General features: G+C 70.3%; 21 protein-coding genes. 1 reads left to right on the top strand and 20 read right to left on the bottom strand.

The window, feature by feature from the left end; all coding sequences use genetic code 11:
• Positions 1–44: 44 nt before the first annotated feature.
• The 4 genes from ACIRYZ_RS12255 to ACIRYZ_RS12240 form a co-directional block, all read right to left on the bottom strand.
• Positions 45–362 (bottom strand): STAS domain-containing protein, encoded by a 318-nt coding sequence (locus ACIRYZ_RS12255; RefSeq protein ID WP_380611563.1) that lies wholly within the window; start codon positions 360–362, stop codon positions 45–47.
• Between the two features lie 381 nt (positions 363–743).
• Positions 744–1,613 (bottom strand): 3-hydroxyacyl-CoA dehydrogenase family protein, encoded by an 870-nt coding sequence (locus tag ACIRYZ_RS12250; RefSeq protein ID WP_387617172.1) that lies wholly within the window; start codon positions 1,611–1,613, stop codon positions 744–746.
• 235 nt (positions 1,614–1,848) lie between these two features.
• Positions 1,849–2,499: a response regulator gene (locus ACIRYZ_RS12245; RefSeq protein ID WP_387617174.1), complete on the bottom strand. Its 651-nt coding sequence runs from the start codon at positions 2,497–2,499 to the stop codon at positions 1,849–1,851.
• The gene (locus ACIRYZ_RS12240) at positions 2,496–3,698 is read right to left on the bottom strand and encodes a sensor histidine kinase (protein ID WP_402942545.1); all 1,203 of its coding nucleotides are present in this window, start codon (positions 3,696–3,698) and stop codon (positions 2,496–2,498) included. The genes ACIRYZ_RS12245 and ACIRYZ_RS12240 overlap by 4 nt, the downstream gene beginning before the upstream one ends.
• A gap of 157 nt (positions 3,699–3,855) precedes the next feature.
• Here ACIRYZ_RS12240 and ACIRYZ_RS12235 point away from each other — a divergent pair, with 157 nt between their 5' ends.
• On the top strand, positions 3,856–4,449 hold the full coding sequence (locus ACIRYZ_RS12235) for a hypothetical protein (protein ID WP_402942542.1): 594 nt from the start codon (positions 3,856–3,858) through the stop codon (positions 4,447–4,449).
• A gap of 3 nt (positions 4,450–4,452) precedes the next feature.
• Here ACIRYZ_RS12235 and ACIRYZ_RS12230 read toward each other — a convergent pair whose 3' ends face one another.
• From ACIRYZ_RS12230 to prmC, 16 genes are all read right to left on the bottom strand, one after another.
• The gene (locus ACIRYZ_RS12230) at positions 4,453–5,025 is read right to left on the bottom strand and encodes a cob(I)yrinic acid a,c-diamide adenosyltransferase (RefSeq protein ID WP_393031564.1); all 573 of its coding nucleotides are present in this window, start codon (positions 5,023–5,025) and stop codon (positions 4,453–4,455) included.
• A gap of 22 nt (positions 5,026–5,047) precedes the next feature.
• A complete protein-coding gene (locus ACIRYZ_RS12225; protein ID WP_030057523.1) occupies positions 5,048–5,548 on the bottom strand; it encodes a DUF2550 domain-containing protein in 501 nt (166 codons plus the stop codon).
• 148 nt (positions 5,549–5,696) lie between these two features.
• Entirely contained in the window at positions 5,697–6,080 is a 384-nt protein-coding gene (locus ACIRYZ_RS12220) for a F0F1 ATP synthase subunit epsilon (protein WP_316526266.1), read from the bottom strand.
• 184 nt (positions 6,081–6,264) lie between these two features.
• Complete coding sequence (gene atpD / locus ACIRYZ_RS12215; protein ID WP_402942537.1) at positions 6,265–7,710, bottom strand: F0F1 ATP synthase subunit beta; 1,446 nt, start codon at positions 7,708–7,710, stop codon at positions 6,265–6,267.
• A 2-nt stretch (positions 7,711–7,712) separates the two neighbouring features.
• Positions 7,713–8,627, bottom strand: a complete 915-nt coding sequence (locus tag ACIRYZ_RS12210; RefSeq protein WP_402942535.1) for a F0F1 ATP synthase subunit gamma — start codon at positions 8,625–8,627, stop codon at positions 7,713–7,715.
• Between the two features lie 32 nt (positions 8,628–8,659).
• Positions 8,660–10,234 carry a F0F1 ATP synthase subunit alpha gene (gene atpA / locus ACIRYZ_RS12205; RefSeq protein WP_393031552.1) on the bottom strand — a complete coding sequence of 525 codons (1,575 nt, stop codon included), beginning with the start codon at positions 10,232–10,234 and terminating at the stop codon, positions 8,660–8,662.
• Between the two features lie 156 nt (positions 10,235–10,390).
• Complete coding sequence (locus ACIRYZ_RS12200) at positions 10,391–11,206, bottom strand: F0F1 ATP synthase subunit delta (protein WP_402942531.1); 816 nt, start codon at positions 11,204–11,206, stop codon at positions 10,391–10,393.
• Positions 11,203–11,760 (bottom strand): F0F1 ATP synthase subunit B, encoded by a 558-nt coding sequence (locus tag ACIRYZ_RS12195; RefSeq protein ID WP_402942528.1) that lies wholly within the window; start codon positions 11,758–11,760, stop codon positions 11,203–11,205. Before ACIRYZ_RS12195 ends, ACIRYZ_RS12200 begins: the two co-directional genes overlap by 4 nt.
• A gap of 35 nt (positions 11,761–11,795) precedes the next feature.
• A complete protein-coding gene (gene atpE, locus ACIRYZ_RS12190) occupies positions 11,796–12,026 on the bottom strand; it encodes an ATP synthase F0 subunit C (RefSeq protein ID WP_402942525.1) in 231 nt (76 codons plus the stop codon).
• A gap of 109 nt (positions 12,027–12,135) precedes the next feature.
• Positions 12,136–12,951, bottom strand: coding sequence for a F0F1 ATP synthase subunit A (atpB, locus tag ACIRYZ_RS12185; protein ID WP_402942675.1), 816 nt, complete (start codon positions 12,949–12,951; stop codon positions 12,136–12,138).
• 300 nt (positions 12,952–13,251) lie between these two features.
• Complete coding sequence (locus ACIRYZ_RS12180; protein WP_402942522.1) at positions 13,252–13,752, bottom strand: hypothetical protein; 501 nt, start codon at positions 13,750–13,752, stop codon at positions 13,252–13,254.
• 255 nt (positions 13,753–14,007) lie between these two features.
• Entirely contained in the window at positions 14,008–15,345 is a 1,338-nt protein-coding gene (locus tag ACIRYZ_RS12175) for an MraY family glycosyltransferase (RefSeq protein WP_402942520.1), read from the bottom strand.
• Between the two features lie 207 nt (positions 15,346–15,552).
• Positions 15,553–16,833 carry a serine hydroxymethyltransferase gene (gene glyA, locus ACIRYZ_RS12170; RefSeq protein WP_402942517.1) on the bottom strand — a complete coding sequence of 427 codons (1,281 nt, stop codon included), beginning with the start codon at positions 16,831–16,833 and terminating at the stop codon, positions 15,553–15,555.
• Positions 16,834–16,927: 94 nt separating this feature from the next.
• The gene (locus tag ACIRYZ_RS12165; protein ID WP_393025155.1) at positions 16,928–17,605 is read right to left on the bottom strand and encodes a protein-tyrosine-phosphatase; all 678 of its coding nucleotides are present in this window, start codon (positions 17,603–17,605) and stop codon (positions 16,928–16,930) included.
• On the bottom strand, positions 17,602–18,249 hold the full coding sequence (locus tag ACIRYZ_RS12160) for an L-threonylcarbamoyladenylate synthase (protein WP_393025152.1): 648 nt from the start codon (positions 18,247–18,249) through the stop codon (positions 17,602–17,604). Before ACIRYZ_RS12160 ends, ACIRYZ_RS12165 begins: the two co-directional genes overlap by 4 nt.
• A 119-nt stretch (positions 18,250–18,368) precedes the next feature.
• Positions 18,369–19,235 (bottom strand): peptide chain release factor N(5)-glutamine methyltransferase, encoded by an 867-nt coding sequence (gene prmC, locus ACIRYZ_RS12155; protein WP_188302982.1) that lies wholly within the window; start codon positions 19,233–19,235, stop codon positions 18,369–18,371.
• Positions 19,236–19,259 lie beyond the last annotated feature (24 nt).

The raw sequence follows: 19,259 nt of genomic DNA, 5'->3' as shown, positions 1-19,259 counted from the left end.
GGCCCGCCCGCGCAGTGCGGTCGGGTGCGGGGCAGGTGTGGCGGCTAGAGGACGTGCGCCTCGGCGACGCCGCCGTCGACGGCCAGGATGCGGTGCAGCTTGGTCGCCACCAGGAGCCGCTGGAGCTGTGCGGGGACGGAGCGCAGCACGAGCCGGCGGCCGATCCGGCCGGCCCGCCGGTGGGTGCCCATGATCACGCCGAGGCCGGTGGCGTCCCAGAACTCCAGTCGGCCGAGGTCGAGCACGAGGTCGCCGAGGCCGCCGTCCACGGCCTGGTGCAGCCGGGCCCGCGCGTCGGCGGCGGTGCGCACGTCGAGGCGGCCTTCGATGGCCAGCGCCGTGTGGTCGCCGGTGATGCGCATGCTCTCCTCCTTCGCCTGGGTGGCCTGGTCGGGTTGGCCCGCCCCGGCCGCGACGGGCTCGGCAGCGGGGTGGCCGCTGAATCGGGGTGGGACTTCCCGGGCGGAACGCCGGTGACGGCTCGACTCGCACCCGGACCCGGTCGGAATGCCGGGTTCCCTCATCTGACGGTGGAGCAACGCCGCAGGTTGCTGCTTTTCGCCCTGATCTGAAGCAACTTCACTCGTCCGAGGGAATATACGCAGGAACTCTCCACACCTACGCTCGATTACCGCCCAAATCACCCGTCTGCGGCACCCGGCGTGAGGAAACTCACCCCCCGGCACAGCGGGCCGTACGATGCTCCGATCGCACGGCCCGCCAGGTCGTTCAGCCTTGTCGGCTCACTTGCCTTCGTACGGGTAGAAGCCGCGGCCGCTCTTGCGGCCGAGGTCGCCGGCGGTGACCATGCGGGCCATGATCTCCGGGGCGGCGAACTTCTCGTCCTGGGTCTCGGTGTAGATGTTGCGGGCGGCGTGCAGCAGGATGTCCACGCCGGTCAGGTCGGCGGTCTGCAGCGGGCCCATCGCGTGGCCGAAGCCGAGCCGGCAGGCGGTGTCGATGTCCTCGGCGGTGGCCACGCCCGACTCGTACAGCTTGGCGGCCTCGACGACCAGCGCGGTGATCAGGCGGGTGGTGATGAAGCCGGCCACGTCGCGGTTGACCACCACGACCTCCTTGCCGACGCCCTCGGCGTAGGCGCGGGCGACGGCCAGCGTCTCGTCGCTGGTCTTGTAGCCGCGGACCAGCTCGACCAGCTTCATCATCGGGACCGGCGAGAAGAAGTGCACCCCGACGACCGACTCCGGGCGCTCGGTGGCGGCGGCGATCCGGGTGATCGGGATGGCGGAGGTGTTGGAGGCCAGCACGGCGCCGTCCTTGGCGAGCTTGTCCAGCTCGCGGAAGACGGCCTCCTTGACGTCCAGCTGCTCGAACACGGCCTCGACCACGATGTCGGCCTCGGCGACGGCGCCCAGGTCGGTGGTGGTGGTGATCCGGCCCAGCGCGGCCTCGGCGTCCTCGGCGCTCAGCTTGCCCTTGGCGACGAACTTCTCGTACGAGGCACGGATGCCGGCGAGACCGCGCTGCAGCGCCTCCTCGGTGACGTCCCGCAGCACCACCGGGTGGCCGGCCTGCGCGGACACCTGGGCGATGCCGGCGCCCATCAGGCCGGCACCGATCACGGCGATCTGCTTGCTGGACGCATTGCTCATGGCTGGGTCTCCCGATGCCGTCGCCGCCCCGCGGGCGGGCCCTGAAGGCGGCTCAGGGCAGGGGTCGCCGCCCGAGAGAGCCGCATCGCTCAATTCCGGGACTCTAGTGCCCGAACCGTCCGCGCAGTAGCAATCGGGAGTGTGATCTGCAACCGACCTGGTCAGTCGCTCAGGACGTCGGTCAGACGGTCCGGACGGTCCGGACGGTCCAGACGGCTCAGACGGCTCAGATGGTTCAGATGGTCAGACCGAGATCCTGGGCCAGGATCGCCGCCTGCACCCGGCTGCGCAGCCGCAGCTTCGCCAGGATCCGGCTGACGTGGGTCTTGGTGGTCGCCTCCGCCATCTCCAGCCGGCTCGCGATCTCCCCGTTGGACAGCCCCGACCCGATGCAGGCCAGCACCTCCCGCTCACGTGCGGTCAGCCCGGCCACCGCCGCCCTCGCCTCGGGCCCGACCTGCCGCTCCGGGCGGGCGAAGACGCCGATCAGCCGTCTGGTCACCGAGGGCGCCAGCATGCCGTCCCCGCGGGCCACCGTGCGGATGCCCTCGATCAGGGTGTCCGCCTCCAGGTCCTTGAGCAGGAACCCGGCCGCGCCGGCCCGCAGTGCGCCGTAGACGTACTCGTCCAGGTCGAAGGTGGTCAGCACGAGCACCTGGGCGGCCCCGGCGGCGACCACCTGCCGGGTCGCCGAGACGCCGTCCAGCCGGGGCATCTGCACATCCATCAGCACCACGTCCGGCCGCAGCTCCAGCGCCAGCCGGACCGCCTCCTCGCCGTCGGCGGCCTGCCCGACCACCTCGAACCCGGGCTCGGCCCGCAGGATCATCACCAGTGCGGCCCGTACCGCCGCCTGGTCCTCGGCCACCAGCACCCGGATCGTCATGCCCGTCCCTCGCTCTCCCGGCCGCGCGGCAGCACCGCGCGCACGCTCCACCCACCGTCCCCCGGCCCGGCCTCGAAGCTGCCGCCGAGCAGCCCGGCCCGCTCCGCCATGCCCACCAGTCCCGCCCGGGCTCCGGGCAGTTCGCGGCCCGGCCCGCCCCGGTACGGGCTGTCGACGGCGATCCGCAGCTCCTCGGGCCCGAACTCCAGCCGCAGGGTGACCAGCCCGGGCCCGGCGTGCTTGAGCACGTTGGTCAGCGACTCCTGGACGATCCGGTACGCGGCCAGCCCGACCGGCACCGGGACCTCGCCGCGTTCGCCGTCCTCGGTCAGCTCGAACTCCAGCCCCACGTCCTGCCCGGCCGCCCGGGCCTTCGCCAGCAGGGCGTCCACGGCGGCCAGGTCGGGCGCCGCGTAGGACTCGTCGGCCTCTCCCCCGCCGCTGTCCCGGAGCAGTCCGATCATGCGACGCATTTCGGCCAATCCTTGGACGCTGTTCTCCCGGATCACGGCCAGCACCTCCACCAGCGGGTCGTCCTCGGCCAGTTGTCGCCGCCTGGCCACCGACTGCGCGCCGGTGGCGTGGATCGCGATCGCCGACAGGTGGTTGGCCACCACGTCGTGCAACTCCCGTGCCATCCTCGCCCGTTCGGCGCCGACCGCCTCGCGCCGGTCCATCTCCGAGAGCAGCGCGGTCTGTTCGGCCCGCAGCCGCTCGGTATCCGCCTCCCGCCGGTGCTTGCGCACCACGTCGCCGGTCCACACCGGCGCCAGGAAGAGCAGCGAGCTGACCACCACGATCAGCAGCCCGGCCGAGGTACCCCCGTAGTACAGCGCGAGACCGGAGAGCACCAGCACGGTGGACCCGTTGGTCAGGTGCAGCACCTTCGACATCCGCCGGGTGCCGTAGACCACCGCCGCGTACAGCAGATCGGTGTACATGATCAGCGTCGCCAGCAGACTGCCGGTGAGCAGGCACAGCGCGCAGGCCAGCCCACCCACCGTCACCGCGAGCACCGGCCGGGTCCGTCGGACCAGCTCCAGCCCGGCCATCACCACCAACGTCAGCAGCACCGACCAGAGCGGATTGCGCTCCGGCCGGTCGTACACCCTGAAGACGATCAGCAGCGCGCCGCCGAGCAGTCCGGCCAGGGCGATCAGCCGGTCCAGCCGGCGCGGGGGGACGGACGGTACGAGCACACCCCCATCTCACCATCCCCGGAGCTCGCACCGGCTCCCGTCCACGGAGGAGGCCGCTACATCGAAAGATGCAGCCCCGGACGGCACCGCGCGACGACGACACCACCGCTCCCGCGCACGAGGCTGGAGACACCGCTGACACGACCGGGAGCAGAACGTGATCGTCACCCTCATCGTCGCGGCCGAGATCTCCTGGTGGATCGTGCTCGGCCTCGCGCTCTCCGCCCGCTACCTGCTGCGCCTGCGCCGCACCAGCACCGCGCTGCTGATCGGCCTGCCGGTGGTGGACCTCGCCCTGTACGCGCTCACCGTGCTCAACCTGCGCGGCGGCGCCGAGGCGAGCTGGATGCACGCCCTCGCCGCGAGCTACGCCGGCTTCTCGGTCGGCTACGGCCCCTCGCTGGTCCGCTGGGCCGACCGGCACTTCCTGCACCGCTTCGCCGGCGGCCCCAAGCCGCTGCCCTCGCCGAAGTACGGCCCGGAGCGGACCAGGTACGAGTGGCAGCTGGCCGGCCGCACCGTCGTGTCCGCCGTGATCACCCTGGGTCTGATCACCCTGCTCGTCCCGCTCTCCGCGGGCTCCGCCCACTTCGGCACCTTCGGCCAGTGGTACTGGAAGCTGGGCATCGCGGCAGTCGTGAACGTGATCGTGGCCGGCTGCTTCTCGATCTGGCCCAAGGAGCCGCCGGCCGGCGTGCGGGTCGAGAACGGCCGGGTCGTGGTGGAGCAGGCTCCGGCCGAGCGGGTCTAGGGCCTAGCGGTTCTCCCCCGGCACCCAGAGCACGTCGCCGCGCTCCTTGTTGGCCACCCGGGCCAGGATGAACAGCAGGTCGGAGAGCCGGTTGAGGTACTTCGCGGTCAGCGGGTTGACCGAGTCCCCGTACTCCGCGATCGCCGCCCAGGTGGAGCGCTCGGCCCGCCGCACCACCGTGCAGGCCAGGTGCAGGTAGGCCGCGCCGGGCGTGCCACCGGGCAGGATGAAGCTGCGCAGCTTCTCCACCTGGGCCAGGTAGTGGTCGCAGTCCCCCTCCAGCCGGTCGATGTAGGACTGCAGAACCCGCAGCGGCGGGTACTTCGGGTCCTCGACCACGGGGGTGGACAGGTCGGCGCCGACGTCGAACAGGTCGTTCTGGACCCGGGTGAGCACGGCCACCACGTCCTCGGCCAGCGAACCGGCCGCCACCGCCACCCCGATCGCCGCGTTCGCCTCGTTGGCGTCGGCGTACGCCATCAGCCGCGGGTCGGTCTTGGTGGTCCGGCTCATGTCACCGAGCGCGGTGGTGCCGTCGTCCCCGGTACGGGTGTAGATGCGCGTCAGATTGACCATGCGGCCACCCTAGCCCGACAGGTTAGGCGACGTTAACCCTCTGGCCGGGCGGGGCCGCCTCCAGCCAGGCCAGGAAGCCGGTGAGCGCGTCCTCGCTCATCGCCAGCTCCAGCGGCGCCCCGTTGTGCAGGCAGCGCAGCACCACCGAGCCGGAGAGCAGCGCCAGCTCCTCCTGGCCCTCCGGGTAGCGCCGGCCGAGCACCTCGATCTCCCGGCGCGGCAGCACCTTGCGCGGGCGCGGCGCGTACGAGAAGACCCGGAACCATTCGATCGAATCGCCGCTGTACCGGCCGATACCAAAAACCCACCCCTTGCCGTCGGTCGGGGGGACCGGGGCTGAGGTGGGTTTGCCGTTCTCGTCGAGGTCGGGCTGCGTCGAGGCGTCGGCGGGCATTTTGAGCCGGTAGCTGCAGTCGAACGTGCCGCCGACCCGCTGGATCAGGCGGCGGCGCACGGCGAAGGCCATCAGGCCGATCACTCCCAACGCCACGACCGCCGCACACACCACAAGCGCGAGGACCATGCTCACCTACCTCCTCGCTACCCGCGTTCCCCGTTACGGTCGTATGAAGCGACCGCGCTGACCTACCAACTACGACGACAGTCCCGGGGTCACGCTCGCGCGTCCCCGGGACCGTCGGTCGACCCCGCTAAGCCGGGGTCCGGCACACTCAGGCGTGGACCTTGAGGCCGCGCGCCGCGAACAGACGGACCTCGGCGCGCCGCTCGGCGTGCTCGTCCAGGTCCGACTTGGCCTTCTCCAGTGCGCGCTCGGCACGCGCGACGTCGATCTCGTCCGCCAGCTCGGCGATCTCCGCGAGCAGAGACAGCTTGTTGTCGGCGAAGGAGATGAAGCCGCCGTGCACAGCGGCGATCACGGTCCCGCCGTCCACCGTGCGGATGGTGACCGGGCCGGTCTCCAGCACGCTCAGCACCGGGGTGTGGCCCGGCATGATGCCGGTGTCACCGGAGGCCGTACGGGCGACGACGATGGTGGCCGCACCGGACCACACCTTGCGGTCGGCTGCGACCAGCTCGACGTGCAGCTCAGCCAACGTGGGCTCCTAGGCTCATGCAACGCCCGATTACTCGGGAGTTTCGGTAAGAATAACGGCCCCGCGCCCCCGGCATGAAACCGGCGGCACGGATTTGACCGGAATCACAGCCGATGCGACGCGAGGGGTGGACCCCAGGCTCGGGGGCCACCCCTCACGGTCACTCAGCTGCTACCGGCCGCGATTACTTCTTCGCCAGCTCGGCGGCGTTCTTTTCGAGGTCCTCGATGCCACCGCACATGAAGAAGGCCTGCTCCGGGACGGAGTCGTACTTGCCGTCCGCGATCGCGTTGAAGGCCTCGATGGTCTCCGACAGCGGCACGGTCGAGCCCTCGACACCGGTGAACTGCTTCGCCACGTAGGTGTTCTGCGAGAGGAAGCGCTCGATGCGACGCGCACGGTGCACCGTGATCTTGTCCTCTTCGGACAGCTCGTCGATGCCGAGGATCGCGATGATGTCCTGGAGGTCCTTGTACTTCTGCAGGATCCCCTTGGTACGCAGAGCCGTGTCGTAGTGGTTCTGCGCGATGTACCGCGGGTCGAGGATGCGGGACGTGGAGTCCAGCGGGTCGACGGCCGGGTAGATGCCCTTCTCCGAGATCGGGCGCGACAGAACGGTGGTCGCGTCCAGGTGGGCGAAGGTGGTGGCCGGGGCCGGGTCGGTCAGGTCGTCCGCGGGGACGTAGATCGCCTGCATCGAGGTGATCGAGTGACCGCGGGTCGAGGTGATGCGCTCCTGCAGGAGGCCCATCTCGTCGGCCAGGTTCGGCTGGTAGCCCACCGCGGAGGGCATGCGGCCGAGCAGGGTCGACACCTCGGAACCGGCCTGGGTGAACCGGAAGATGTTGTCGATGAAGAGGAGCACGTCCTGCTTCTCGACGTCACGGAAGTACTCCGCCATGGTCAGCGCGGACAGCGCGACGCGCAGACGGGTGCCCGGCGGCTCGTCCATCTGGCCGAAGACCAGCGCGGTCTTGTCCAGAACGCCCGAGTCGACCATCTCGTCGATGAGGTCGTTGCCCTCACGGGTGCGCTCGCCGACACCGGCGAACACCGACACACCACCGAAGTTCTCGGCGACGCGGTAGATCATCTCCTGGATCAGAACGGTCTTGCCGACACCGGCACCACCGAACAGACCGATCTTGCCACCCTGGACGTACGGGGTGAGGAGGTCGATGACCTTGATGCCGGTCTCGAACATCTCGGTCTTGGACTCGAGGTCCTTGAACTCCGGGGCCTTGCGGTGGATCGGCCAGCGGACCTCGACCTGCTTGTCGAACTCCGCCTGGTCCACGTTCAGCACGTCGCCGAGGGCGTTGAAGACCTTGCCCTTGGTGATCTGGCCGACCGGCACGGAGATGGCCGCGCCGGTGTCGGTGACCTGCGAACCACGGACCAGGCCGTCGGTCGGCTGCATCGAGATGCCGCGGACCATGCCGTCGCCGAGGTGCTGGGCGACCTCGAGGGTCAGGGTCTTCTTGCCGGTGCCGTCGGGGTTGTCCACCTCGACGTGCAGGGCGTTGTACATGTTCGGAATCGCGTCGACGGGGAACTCCACGTCGACGACCGGGCCGATGACCCGCGCGACGCGGCCCGTCGCCGTGGTCGGCTCAACAGTGGTGGTCATACTCATTCGCTCCCGCGGCTCGCGTCAGCGAGCGCGTTGGCGCCACCGACGATCTCGCTGATTTCCTGGGTGATCTCGGCCTGGCGGGCCGAGTTGGCAAGCCGCGTGAGCGACTTGATGAGCTCGCCGGCGTTGTCCGTCGCGCTCTTCATCGCGCGGCGGCGGGCGGCGTGCTCGGAAGCGGCCGACTGCAGCAGCGCGTTGTAGATCCGGCTCTCGACGTACCGCGGCAGGAGCGCGTCCAGGACGCCCTCCGCCGACGGCTCGAAGTCGTACAGCGGGAAGATCTCCGACTTGGCCGGCGGCTGGTCGCTGAGCTGGACCTCGTCCAGCTTCAGCGGCAGCAGCCGCGCCTCCACCGCGTTCTGCGTCAGCATGGACACGAACTCGGTCGAGATCAGGTGGAGCTCGTCCACACCGCCGGTCTCGGCCTTGAAGGCCTCGATCAGGTCGGCCGCCACGATCTTCGCGTCACCGTAGGTCGGCTTGTCCGAGAATCCCGTCCACGAGTCCGCGATGGTCTGACCGCGGAACGTGTAGTACGAGACACCCTTGCGGCCGATGATGTACGTCACCACGTCCTTGCCCTCGCCGCGCAGGCGCTCGGTGAGCGTCTGCGCCGCCTTGATGGCGTTGGTCGAGTAACCGCCCGCCAGGCCGCGGTCCGCCGTGATCAGCAGGACGGCGGCGCGCTTGGCGTCCGGGTTCTCGGTGGTGAGCGGGTGCTTGGCGTTGGACCGGGTGGCCACCGCCGTCACCGCCCGGGTGAGCTCATCGGCGTACGGAGTGGAGGCGGCCACCGCGCGCTGCGCCTTGACGATGCGCGACGCGGAGATCATCTCCATCGCCTTGGTGATCTTCTTCGTCGCGGTGACAGAGCGGATCCGGCGCTTGTAGACCCGAAGCTGTGCTCCCATGGGTCGTTACGTCCTTTCCCTCGTTACCGGACTCAGGCCTGCTCGGAGAGCAGCTTGCCGTCAGCGGTCTGGTAACCCTGCTTGAAGGCCTCGATCGCCGTGGTCAGCGCGTCGACGGTGCCGTCGGCGAGCAGGCCGGTCTCGACGATGCCGGCGAGCAGGTCCTTGTGCTGCAGGCGCACGTGGTCCAGGAACTCGCGCTCGAAGCGGCGGATCTCGGCGACCGGGACGTCGTCCAGCTTGCCGGTGGTGCCGGCCCAGATGGAGACGACCTGCTCCTCGACCGGGAACGGCTGGTACTGACCCTGCTTCAGCAGCTCGACCATGCGCGCACCGCGCTCCAGCTGGGCCTTGGAGGCCGCGTCCAGGTCGGAACCGAAGGCGGCGAAGGCCTCCAGCTCGCGGTACTGGGCGAGGTCCAGACGCAGACGGCCGGCGACCGAGCGCATGGCCTTGATCTGGGCGGAGCCACCGACGCGGGAGACCGAGATACCGACGTTCACGGCCGGGCGGATGCCGGCGTTGAACAGGTCGGACTCCAGGAAGCACTGGCCGTCGGTGATGGAGATGACGTTGGTCGGGATGTACGCCGAGACGTCGTTGGCCTTGGTCTCGATGATCGGCAGACCGGTCATCGAGCCGCCGCCCAGGGCGTCGTTCAGCTTCGCGCAGCGCTCCAGCAGGCGGGAGTGCAGGTAGAAGACGTCACCCGGGTAGGCCTCGCGGCCCGGCGGGCGGCGCAGCAGCAGGGAGACGGAGCGGTAGGCCTCGGCCTGCTTCGACAGGTCGTCGAAGATGATCAGGACGTGCTTGCCGTCGTACATCCACTCCTGGCCGATGGCCGAACCGGTGTACGGGGCGAGGTACTTGAAGCCGGCCGGGTCGGAGGCGGGAGCGGCCACGATGGTGGTGTACTCCAGCGCGCCGGCCTCCTCCAGGGCGCCGCGGACGGACGCGATGGTGGAGCCCTTCTGGCCCACGGCGACGTAGATGCAGCGGACCTGCTTCTCCGGGTCGCCCGAGCGCCAGTTGTCGCGCTGGTTGATGATCGTGTCGACGGCCACCGCGGTCTTGCCGGTCTGGCGGTCACCGATGATCAGCTGGCGCTGGCCGCGGCCGATCGGGGTCATCGCGTCGATGGCCTTGATGCCGGTCTGCAGCGGCTGCTTGACCGACTTGCGGGCCATGACGCCGGGGGCCTGCAGCTCCAGGGCGCGACGGCCGCTGGCCGCGATCTCGCCCAGGCCGTCGATCGGGTTGCCCAGCGGGTCCACGACGCGGCCGAGGTAGCCGTCGCCGACAGGGACCGAGAGGACCTCGCCCGTGCGGCGCACGGTCTGGCCCTCTTCGATGCCGCCGAACTCACCCAGGACGACGACACCGATCTCACGGGTGTCGAGGTTCAGCGCGAGGCCGAGCGTGCCGTCTTCGAACTTCAGCAGCTCGTTCGCCATGACCGAGGGCAGGCCCTCGACATGCGCGATGCCGTCCGCCGCGTCAGTGACCGTGCCGACCTCTTCCACAGAGGCGGCGTCCGGCTGGTACGACTGGACAAAGTCGGCCAGCGCGTCCCGGATCTCCTCCGGACGGATCGTAAGCTCCGCCATCAGGCTTCCCTGCTCTCCTAGTTTGCGATCCTCGGCCCGCCATTGAGGGCCGCAAGTACTCGACTCTCGGCCGGGTCGTATGAACCGGCCGTACGATTTGCCGGCTCCTTGGGGAACCGGTTTCCCGACCGAGGGTCGGATGTGCTGCTTGGGTACTCAGCCTTCGAGCGACTGGCGAGCGCCTTCGAGGCGGCTCGACACGGTGCCGTCGACGATCTCGTCGCCGATCTGCACCCGGACACCGCCGACGACCTCGGGGTCGATGTCGATGTTCAGGTGGATCTGACGGCCGTACATCCGGCCCAGAGCACCGGACAGGCGCTCCTTCTGGGTGTCCGACAGCGGCACCGCGCTGGTGACCAGGGCCACCACGCGGCCGCGGCGCGCGGCAGCGACCTTCGAGTAGGACTCGAGGCCCTGCTCCAGGCTACGGCCACGCGGCATGTTGACGAGGGCGGTGATCAGCCGGACGGTGCCGGCGTTGGCGCGGCCGCCGAGCAGCTTCTTGATCAGCTCGGCCTTGGCGACGGCGCCTGCCTTCGGCTCGGTCAGCGCGGCGCGCAGCTCGTGCGAGCCGCTCACCACCCGGCCGAAGCGGAACAGCTCGTCCTCGACGTCGTCCAGGACGCCGGCCTTGTCCGCGGCGATGATCTCGGCGTACGCGGCGAGCTCCTCGGTCGCGTCCACCAGGTCACGCGAGCCCGACCAGCGGGAGCGGACCAGACCGGAGACCAGGTCGACGGCCTCGCCGGAGACCTGACCGGTCAGCAGCGAGATGACCAGCTGAGCCTTGTCCTGGCCCGACCGGGACGGGTCGGTCAGGACGCGGCGCAGCGAGACCTCGCGGTCCAGTACGGCCGTGACGGCGGTGAGCTCCTCGGCGAGCTTGGCCGCGTCCACCGAGGTGGAGTCGGTCAGGCTCTCCAGGTTCTGCCGACCGGCGGCAAGAGCCTCGCGGCTGGCGCCGATCACTTGGCCGCACCCTGAGCAACGGCGGCCTTGGCCTCCAGCTCGTCCAGGAAGCGGTCGATCACGCCGCTCTGCCGGGCGTTGTCCTCAAGGGACTCGCCGACGATGCGGGAAGCCAGCTGGGTGGCCAGCGAACCCACGTCCTGGCGCAGGGCGGCAGTCGCCTGCTTCTTGTCGGCCTCGATCTGGGCGTGGCCGGCGGCGACGATGGCCTCGCGCTGACGCTGGCCCTCCTCGCGCATCTCGGCGAGCTGGGAGGCGCCCTGCTCGCGAGCCTGCTCGACGATGCGGGCAGCCTCGTGACGGGCCTCGGCGAGCTCGGCCCGGTACTGCTCAAGCAGGGCCTGGGCCTCGGCCTGAGCGGTCTCGGCGCGCTCCATGCCGCCTTCGATGGCGTCCCGGCGCTCCGACAGCACCTTCTCGATGCTGGGGAGGATCTTCTTGCCGAGCAGACCGAAGACGATGAAGAAGCAGAGCAGGCCGACGATGACCTCGGGCCACGCGGGGATGAGGGGGTTCATCTTCTCCCCCTCTGCCGCGATGAACGCGAGCGACATATCTGGACCTTTCGTCGGAAGCGACTAGCGCAGGGTCACTTGGTGCCGAAGACGAACGGCATGACGATGCCGATCAGCGCGAGCGCCTCGGTCACGGCCAGACCGATGAACATGTTGGTGCGGACCAGGCCGGCAGCCTCGGGCTGGCGGGCCATGGCCTGGACGGAGTTACCGAAGATGAGGCCCAGGCCGATGCCGGGGCCGATGGCGGCGAGGCCGTAGCCCAGGGAGGCGACGGAACCGGAGACCTCAGCGAGGTTCTGCATCTCAATCTGTCCTTATGCGTGGTGGGACCGGTGGTGGTTGGCCACCGGGAGTCTTGGTCGGGAGGTTGCCCGCGCGGGCCGGCGCCGACGGTGCGGCGCCGGTTCGGCGTCAGTGCGCTTCTTCGAGCGCTCCGCCGATGTAGGTGCTGGCGAGAAGAACGAAGATGTACGCCTGCAGGAACTGGATCAGCAGCTCGAAGGCCGTCAGGCCGAGCGCCACGGTGAACGAGGCGCCGGCGTACAGCGCACCGATGGTCGGAGTGAGCAGGTACCAGGAGGCGACCGAGAACATCACGATCAGCAGGTGGCCGGCGAACATGTTCGCGAAGAGTCGCACCGCGAGGGTGAAGGGCCGCAGGAAGATGTTCGAGACGAACTCGATCGGCACCAGGATGAACATGACCCAGCCGGGCACGCCCGACGGCCAGCAGAGGTTCTTGAGACCACCGACGAAGCCGTGCTTCTTGAACGTCAGCGTCATGTAGGTGACCCAGACGACCAAGGCCAGGCCGGCAGGGAAGCCGATGGCGGAGGCGGCCGGGAACTGAACGAACGGGATGATCGACATCACGTTCAGCACCCAGATGAAGAAGAAGAACGACACCATCATCGGGACGTACTTCTGTCCCCGCTTGCCGATGGAGTCGAGCACGATGCTTCGCTTGACGAACTCGTAACCGATCTCGGCGACCAGCTGCAGCTTGCCCGGCACGAGCTTCGGCTTCGCGAAAGCAGCCCAGAAGAAGCCGATCACCAGCAGTGCGACGACCACCGACAGCAGCATCGGCTTGTTGAACTCGACGCTGCCGATCGTGAAGATCGGCTTGAACTGGAAATCGTTCAGGCCGGGCGCCGGGAAGCCGCAGCCGGAGAACAGGTGGCAGTTGGCCTCAGAGGCAACCTGCGTGAGCCTGTCAGCACTCACCACGGACTCCTTCGTCGTGACACATAGTTACGGCAACCTCGGTGTGTCGGCGCGGCGCTCGGCCACGGTGCGGCACTTTGACTGGATTCTTGTCTCGCGAACCGGCGAGGGCGGGGGCGGCGCAGAAGCGCGGCCCTGCACGGCCGGCGATGTGGAGACGGGTGGGGTCTGGAGCGCCATCCGTCCCGATCAGTAGAACGATCCAGCCGCATGCCACACCCCGTGGCTGCCCCGGACGATAGCAGTCCGCCGACCGGGCACCGGACACCACCCCCTCCCCGAAGGAGGGAGACGACAGCGTCACGGTTGACGCTCCGGACGGTCCCCCTGGCCGGAGGAGCCGGTCTCCACGTAGAAGATCTTGGCTTTCATCCCGACGCGGACCACCGCGACCGTCCAGGCCAGCGTGCATCCCAGCACGGTGAGCCCGAAGACCTGGGTGTTGAACGCGGTCGTCCCCTTGAAGACCGCCAGCACGATCCCCACCAGCAGAATCTGACCCATGTAGACCGACATGGCCACTGGCAGCAGAAGCTGGGGGTTTCCTCGGCTCAGGCGATCAACGGCGGCCTGGCCGACACTGAAGAAGGCGATGACCAGCAGGACTGCGAACAGCGCGCCGTACAACCCCTTGACTCCTACGACCGCAGTCGAGATCGCCATCGCGGCAATTCCGGCGCACGCAGTAGGGATTGCGGCGCCGCGGATGATCCGGGCGTCATGGGACGGCATGTCGTCAACTCCGGCGGCATGTCGGGTCAAAGGGCAGTGGAACGGCGCAAGTTCCTGACGAGTGTTCACATCAAGGACTGGGGCCGATGGCCTGCACGGATCCGAGTCCTCAATCGCAACAAGAGGGTACTCGACCACGTCTCAGGCTCCTCGTGAACGATATCACAAGCTATTTGATGTGGTCTTTACCCTGCCGGTGTGCTCCTCGCCACACCAACGGCCCAACAGTGCCACCCAAACGGGCGAACGGTCACAAGGCAGTCAACACGCCTCGCGGAGCGGCTCGTTGAGCATCCGGGCCGCCACTCCGGCGGCCCGGGAACCTCAGCCCCTGCTGCGGCCGGTGCGCCCGCCGACCGCGCTGGACCCGTCACCGAAGCTCCTCAGCAGTTCCTCGTCCGTGGCCGAGCGATCGCCGCGCAGGGCCTGCGCCGCGTCCGTCCCCGCCGGAACCGGGCCGGACGCCGCCCTCGCCGCTGCGGGCGCGCCCGGGGCCAGGCGCCGGTACCGCGGCGGGACGAAGGACTGCACCGCCCGGGGGGCGCGCGGCCGGAACCGCGGGGTCAGCAGCACCACCAGGCCGACCAGGCAGAGCCCGGCGAGGGTCAGCACCACGGTGCGGCCGGTGTTGGTCACCGAGAACGCCACCGTGCCGAAGGCGATCAGCGCGGCCCAGAAGTACATGATCAGTACGGCGCGGCTGTGCGAGTGCCCGACCTGGAGCAGTCGGTGGTGCAGGTGGCGCTTGTCGGCGGCGAACGGGGACTGGCCGGCCCAGGTGCGGCGCACCACCGCGAGCAGCAGGTCGGCCAGCGGCAGCGCGATGACCGTCAGCGGCAGCAGCAGCGGGATGTAGATCGGCACCAGCTCGTGCACGGTGGCGGTCTGCGAACCGGTCTCGCTGTTGATCAGGTCCGGGTCGACCCGGCCGGTGATCGAGATCGCGGCGACGGCCAGCATCAGACCCAGCATCATCGAGCCGGAGTCGCCCATGAAGATCCGCGCGGGGTGCATGTTGTGCGCCAGGAAGCCCAGGCACATGCCGATCAGCAGCACGCTGAACAGCACGGCGGGGGCCGCGTCGGTGATCGCGTAGCCGTACCAGAGCCGGTAGCTGTACAGGAAGAACGCCATCGCGGCGATGCAGACCATGCCGCCCGCCAGGCCGTCCAGACCGTCGATGAAGTTCACCGCGTTGACCATGACGACGACCAGGGTGACCGAGATGACCATGCCCTGGGTCGGGCTCACCGCGACCGCGCCCACCCCGGGCACCGGAAGGGTGATCACCGTGACGCCCTGCCAGACCATCACACCGGCGGCGATCATCTGACCGCCGAGCTTCACCAGCGCGTCCACGCCCCACTTGTCGTCGAGCACGCCCAGCAGCCACATGATCCCGGCGCCGGACAGCAGCGCGCGGATGTCGCTGCCCTGGGAGAACACCTTGCTCAGGTTGTCCAGCTGCGAGGCGACCAGGATGCCCGCGCACAGCCCGCCGAACATGGCGATCCCGCCGAGGCGCGGGGTGGGTTCGCGGTGCACGTCACGGGCGCGGACCGGGGGCATCGCGCCGGCCGCGATGGCGAACTTCCGGACCGGGCCGGTCAGCAGGTAGGTGACGGCGGCGGTGCAGAACAGCACCAGCAGATACTCACGCACCACTGGCCTCCTGCATCACTGTCGAACGGGGAGATACCGAAGGTACTCCCCTGCCTTCCCGGGGTTCGAGGTGCGTCGCCACGGCACACACCTTATTGAGTCGGACGCCCATGATGTGCATCGCGGTTCGCCCTCCCGGGTAGAAGAACCGGATACTCCCGGACGACACCTCGTGATCAGTTCGCCCGCCGTTGCCCGCTCGGGCCTTCAGCGGGGTTCCGCGAAGACCGCCGCCAGCTCCCGGACCCGCCGCGCGACCGGCGCGATCGCCTCCCCGGCGAGCAGTCGCGCGATCAGCCCGGCGATGCCGGACAGCTCCGCCTCGCCCATCCCCTGGCTGGTCACCGTGCCCGTGCCCAGCCTGATCCCGGAGGCCTCGGCGGCCGGCGCCGGGTCGTACGGCAGCGCGCACTTGCCGAGCAGCAGCCCGGCCGCCGCGCAGCGCCGCTCGGCCTCCGCGCCGGTCACCCCGAGCGGGCTCACGTCGGCGGTCACCAGGTGGGTGTCGGTACCGCCCGTCAGGGGGCGCATTCCGGCCTCTGCGAGCCCCGCGGCCAGTGCCCGAGCCCCGGCCACCGCCCGCCGCGCGTAGGCCCGGTACGCAGGCGTCGCGGCCTCCGCGAGGGCGACCGCCTTGCCGGCCACCTCGTTCATCGCCGCACCGCCCTGGCTGAACGGGAACACCGCCCGGTCCACCCGCTCGGCCAGCTCCGCGGTGGACAGCAGCAGGCCCCCGCGCGGGCCGCGCAGCAGCTTGTGGGTGGCCGCCACCGTCACGTCCGCGTACGGCACCGGGGAGGGCGCCTCCCGGGCCGCGATGAGGCCGGTGATCTGCGCGGCGGAGGCGATCAGGTAGGCGTCCACCTCGTCGGCGATCTCCCGGAAGGCCGCCCAGTCCGGGTGCCGGGGGTAGGAGATCGAGCCCGCCACGATGGCCTTGGGGCGGTGCAGCCGGGCCAGGTCGCGCACCTGGTCGAGGTCGATCAGGCCGTCGCTCTCGCGCACGCCGTAGCCGGTGAAGGCGAACCAGCGGCCGGAGAAGTTCGACCGCGAGCCGCAGCTGAGGTGGCCGCCGTGCTCCAGCGACATCGCCAGCACCCCGTCACCGGGCCGCAGCAGCGCCGCGTAGGCCGCCAGCATCGCCGAAGTCGCCGACCGGGGTTGGACGTTGGCGTGCGGGGCGGCGAACAGGTCACGGGCCCGGTCGATCGCCAGCAGCTCCGCGGCGTCCGCCAGCGCGCAGCCGGTGTGGTGCCGGCGGCCCGGGTAGCCCTCGGCGTACTTGTCGATCAGCGGCCCGGTCAGCGCCGCCAGGACGGCGGGGCTGGTCAGGTTCTCCCCCGCCAGCAGCTGGATGGTCTCGGCCCGCCGCTCGGCCTCGGCGGCCAGCAGGTCGGCGATCTGCGGATCCGCCCGGTGCAGCGCCTCGGACGCCCACGGGCGCCCCCTCGTCGCGGTCGAGCCGGTAGCGGCATCGGTGACGGTCATGGCAGGGCTCCCGGGCGCGGCATGGACGGTCTACTCAGCGTAGGACCGCCTGCGCCACCCGGCGCGGCGACGCGGGGCCGTTCGGAGCCAAGGCTCAGCGCGGCGCCGGAATGCCGGTGAGCGCGGTGACCACCGGGTCGACCGCGTGGAATATCTCCTCGCCGCAGTTGCGGAACATGCCGATCGGAGCCCCGTACGGGTCCTCCAGCTCGTCCGACTCCGGGGTGGCGGCCAGCAGCCAGCCGCGCAGCGCGGCGGCCGCCCGGACCAGCGCGCGGGCCCGCTCGGTGACGTCGGCACCGCGGCGGGGGTCGGGCAGGGTGCCCGGGTCGATCGTCCGCACCAGGCGGGTGAACTCCTTCAGCGTGAAGGTGCGCAGCCCCGCCTCGTGGCCCATCGAGATCACCTGGGCGCGGTGGTCCAGGGTCGCGGTGAGCACCAGGTCGGCCTCCACCACGTGCGCGTCGAGCAGCTCGCGGCCGGTGAAGCCGCCGCTGTCGGCGCCGTACTCGTCGAGCACGGTCGCGGCGTGGTCCTCCATCGGCGCGCCCACGTGGCCCCAGGTGCCGGCGCTCTCCACGAGCATGCGGCCGGCCACCCGGGGGCTGAGCCGGGTGTCCAGCTCACGCCGGGTGAGCCGCTCGGCGATCGGCGAGCGGCAGATGTTCCCGGTGCAGACGAACAGGATCCGGAAGTGGTCCAGCGGCCTGGGGCCCACGGCCAGGTACGGCGCTATGCCGGGCCCGTCATGGAGCGAGGCGGTGGGTGTCAACTTCCGGCCTCCAGGTCGGGGACGACCTCCCTCAGCTGCTCGATGCTGATCGCGCCGGCCCGCAACAGGACCGGCACCTTGCCGGTGACGTCGACGATGGACGAGGCGGTGGCGTGGTCGGCCTGCCCGCCGTCCAGGTAGACCGAGATCGCGTCGCCGAGCTGGGCCTGCGCCTCGTCGCAGGTCGCCGGGGACGGCCCGCCGGTCTTGTTGGCGCTGGAGACGGCCAGCGGGCCGGTGTTGTTCAGCAGCTCGATGGCGACCGGGTGCAGCGGCATCCGGACCGCGACGGTGCCGCGGGTCTCGCCGAGGTCCCAGCGCAGCGAGGGCTGGTGCCGGGCGACCAGGGTGAGCCCGCCGGGCCAGAAGGCGTCGACCAGCTCCCAGGCCTGCTCGGAGAAGTCGGTGACCAGGCCGTGCAGGGTGGTCGGCGAGCCGACCAGGACGGGCGAGGGCATGTTGCGGCCGCGGCCCTTGGCGGCCAGCAGCTCGCCGACGGCCTCCGGGGAGAAGGCGTCCGCACCGACCCCGTACAGGGTGTCGGTGGGCAGCACGACGAGTTCGCCGCGGCGGATGGCCGAGGCGGCCTCGCGCAGGCCGGTGGCGCGGTCCCCGGCGTCGGCACAGTCGTAGCGGCGGCTCATCGGTGCGGTCCCCTTCCGGAATTGCTCATCACGGCGTTCACAGCGCGGCTTTACGAGCGGTCGTACTGCGTTTGATGTTCACGACCCGACCCTTCGGGCGGTCGTACCGTGCTCGACGTTCACGACCCGACCCTTCGGGCGGTCGTGAAGCGCGGCCGGTTGTTCAGGTCACGGTGGTCGGCGGTGTCCGTCCAGCCGCGTTCCTCGTTGAAGATCCACGGCACCTGGCCGCCCTGCTGGTCGGCGTGCTCGATCACCACCGCGCCGCCCGGGCGCAGCAGCCGGGCGGCCACCCGCTCGATGCCGCGGATGGTGTCCAGGCCGTCCTCGCCCGAGAACAGCGACATCTGCGGGTCGTGGTCGCGGGCCTCCGGCGCGACGTACTCCCACTCGGTGAGCGGGATGTACGGCGGGTTGGAGATGACCAGGTCGAAGCGGCCGTCCCAGGAACGGTCGTCCTCGAAGGCCTTGGTGGCGTCCCCGGCGTGCAGGGTGACCCGCGCGCGGTCCGGGCTGGCCTCGATGTTGCGCCGGGTGTACTCCAGCGCGCCCTCGTCCAGTTCGAAGGCGTGCACGGTCGAGCGCGGCAGCTCCTGGGCCAGGGCGAGCGCGATGGCGCCGGAGCCGGAGCACAGGTCGACCACCAGCGGCTCGGCGACGTCCATGTCGCGCACCGCGTCTATCGCCCACTCGACGACCGTCTCGGTCTCCGGCCGGGGCACGAACACCCCGGGGCCGACCTCCAGTTCGAGGTAGCGGAAGAACGCCCGCCCGGTGATGTGCTGGAGCGGCTCGCGCGCCTCGCGGCGCGAGACCGCCTCCCAGTAGCGGGCGTCGAAGTCGGCGTCCTTCACCGTGTGCAGTTGGCTGCGCTTGACGTTGTGGACGTAGGCGGCGAGTTCCTCCGCGTCGAAGCGCGGCGACGGCACGCCGGCCGCGGCCAACCGCTGGGTGGCCTGCGCCACCTCGGCGAGCAGCAGGTTCATCCGTACGACCTCTTGTTTCTGCGC

This window comes from Kitasatospora sp. NPDC101155, assembly GCF_044768305.1.
Taxonomy (GTDB): Bacteria; Actinomycetota; Actinomycetes; order Streptomycetales; family Streptomycetaceae; genus Kitasatospora.
Note: the sequence above shows the minus strand (reverse complement) of the source record. Positions and strands in the feature narration are given on the sequence as shown.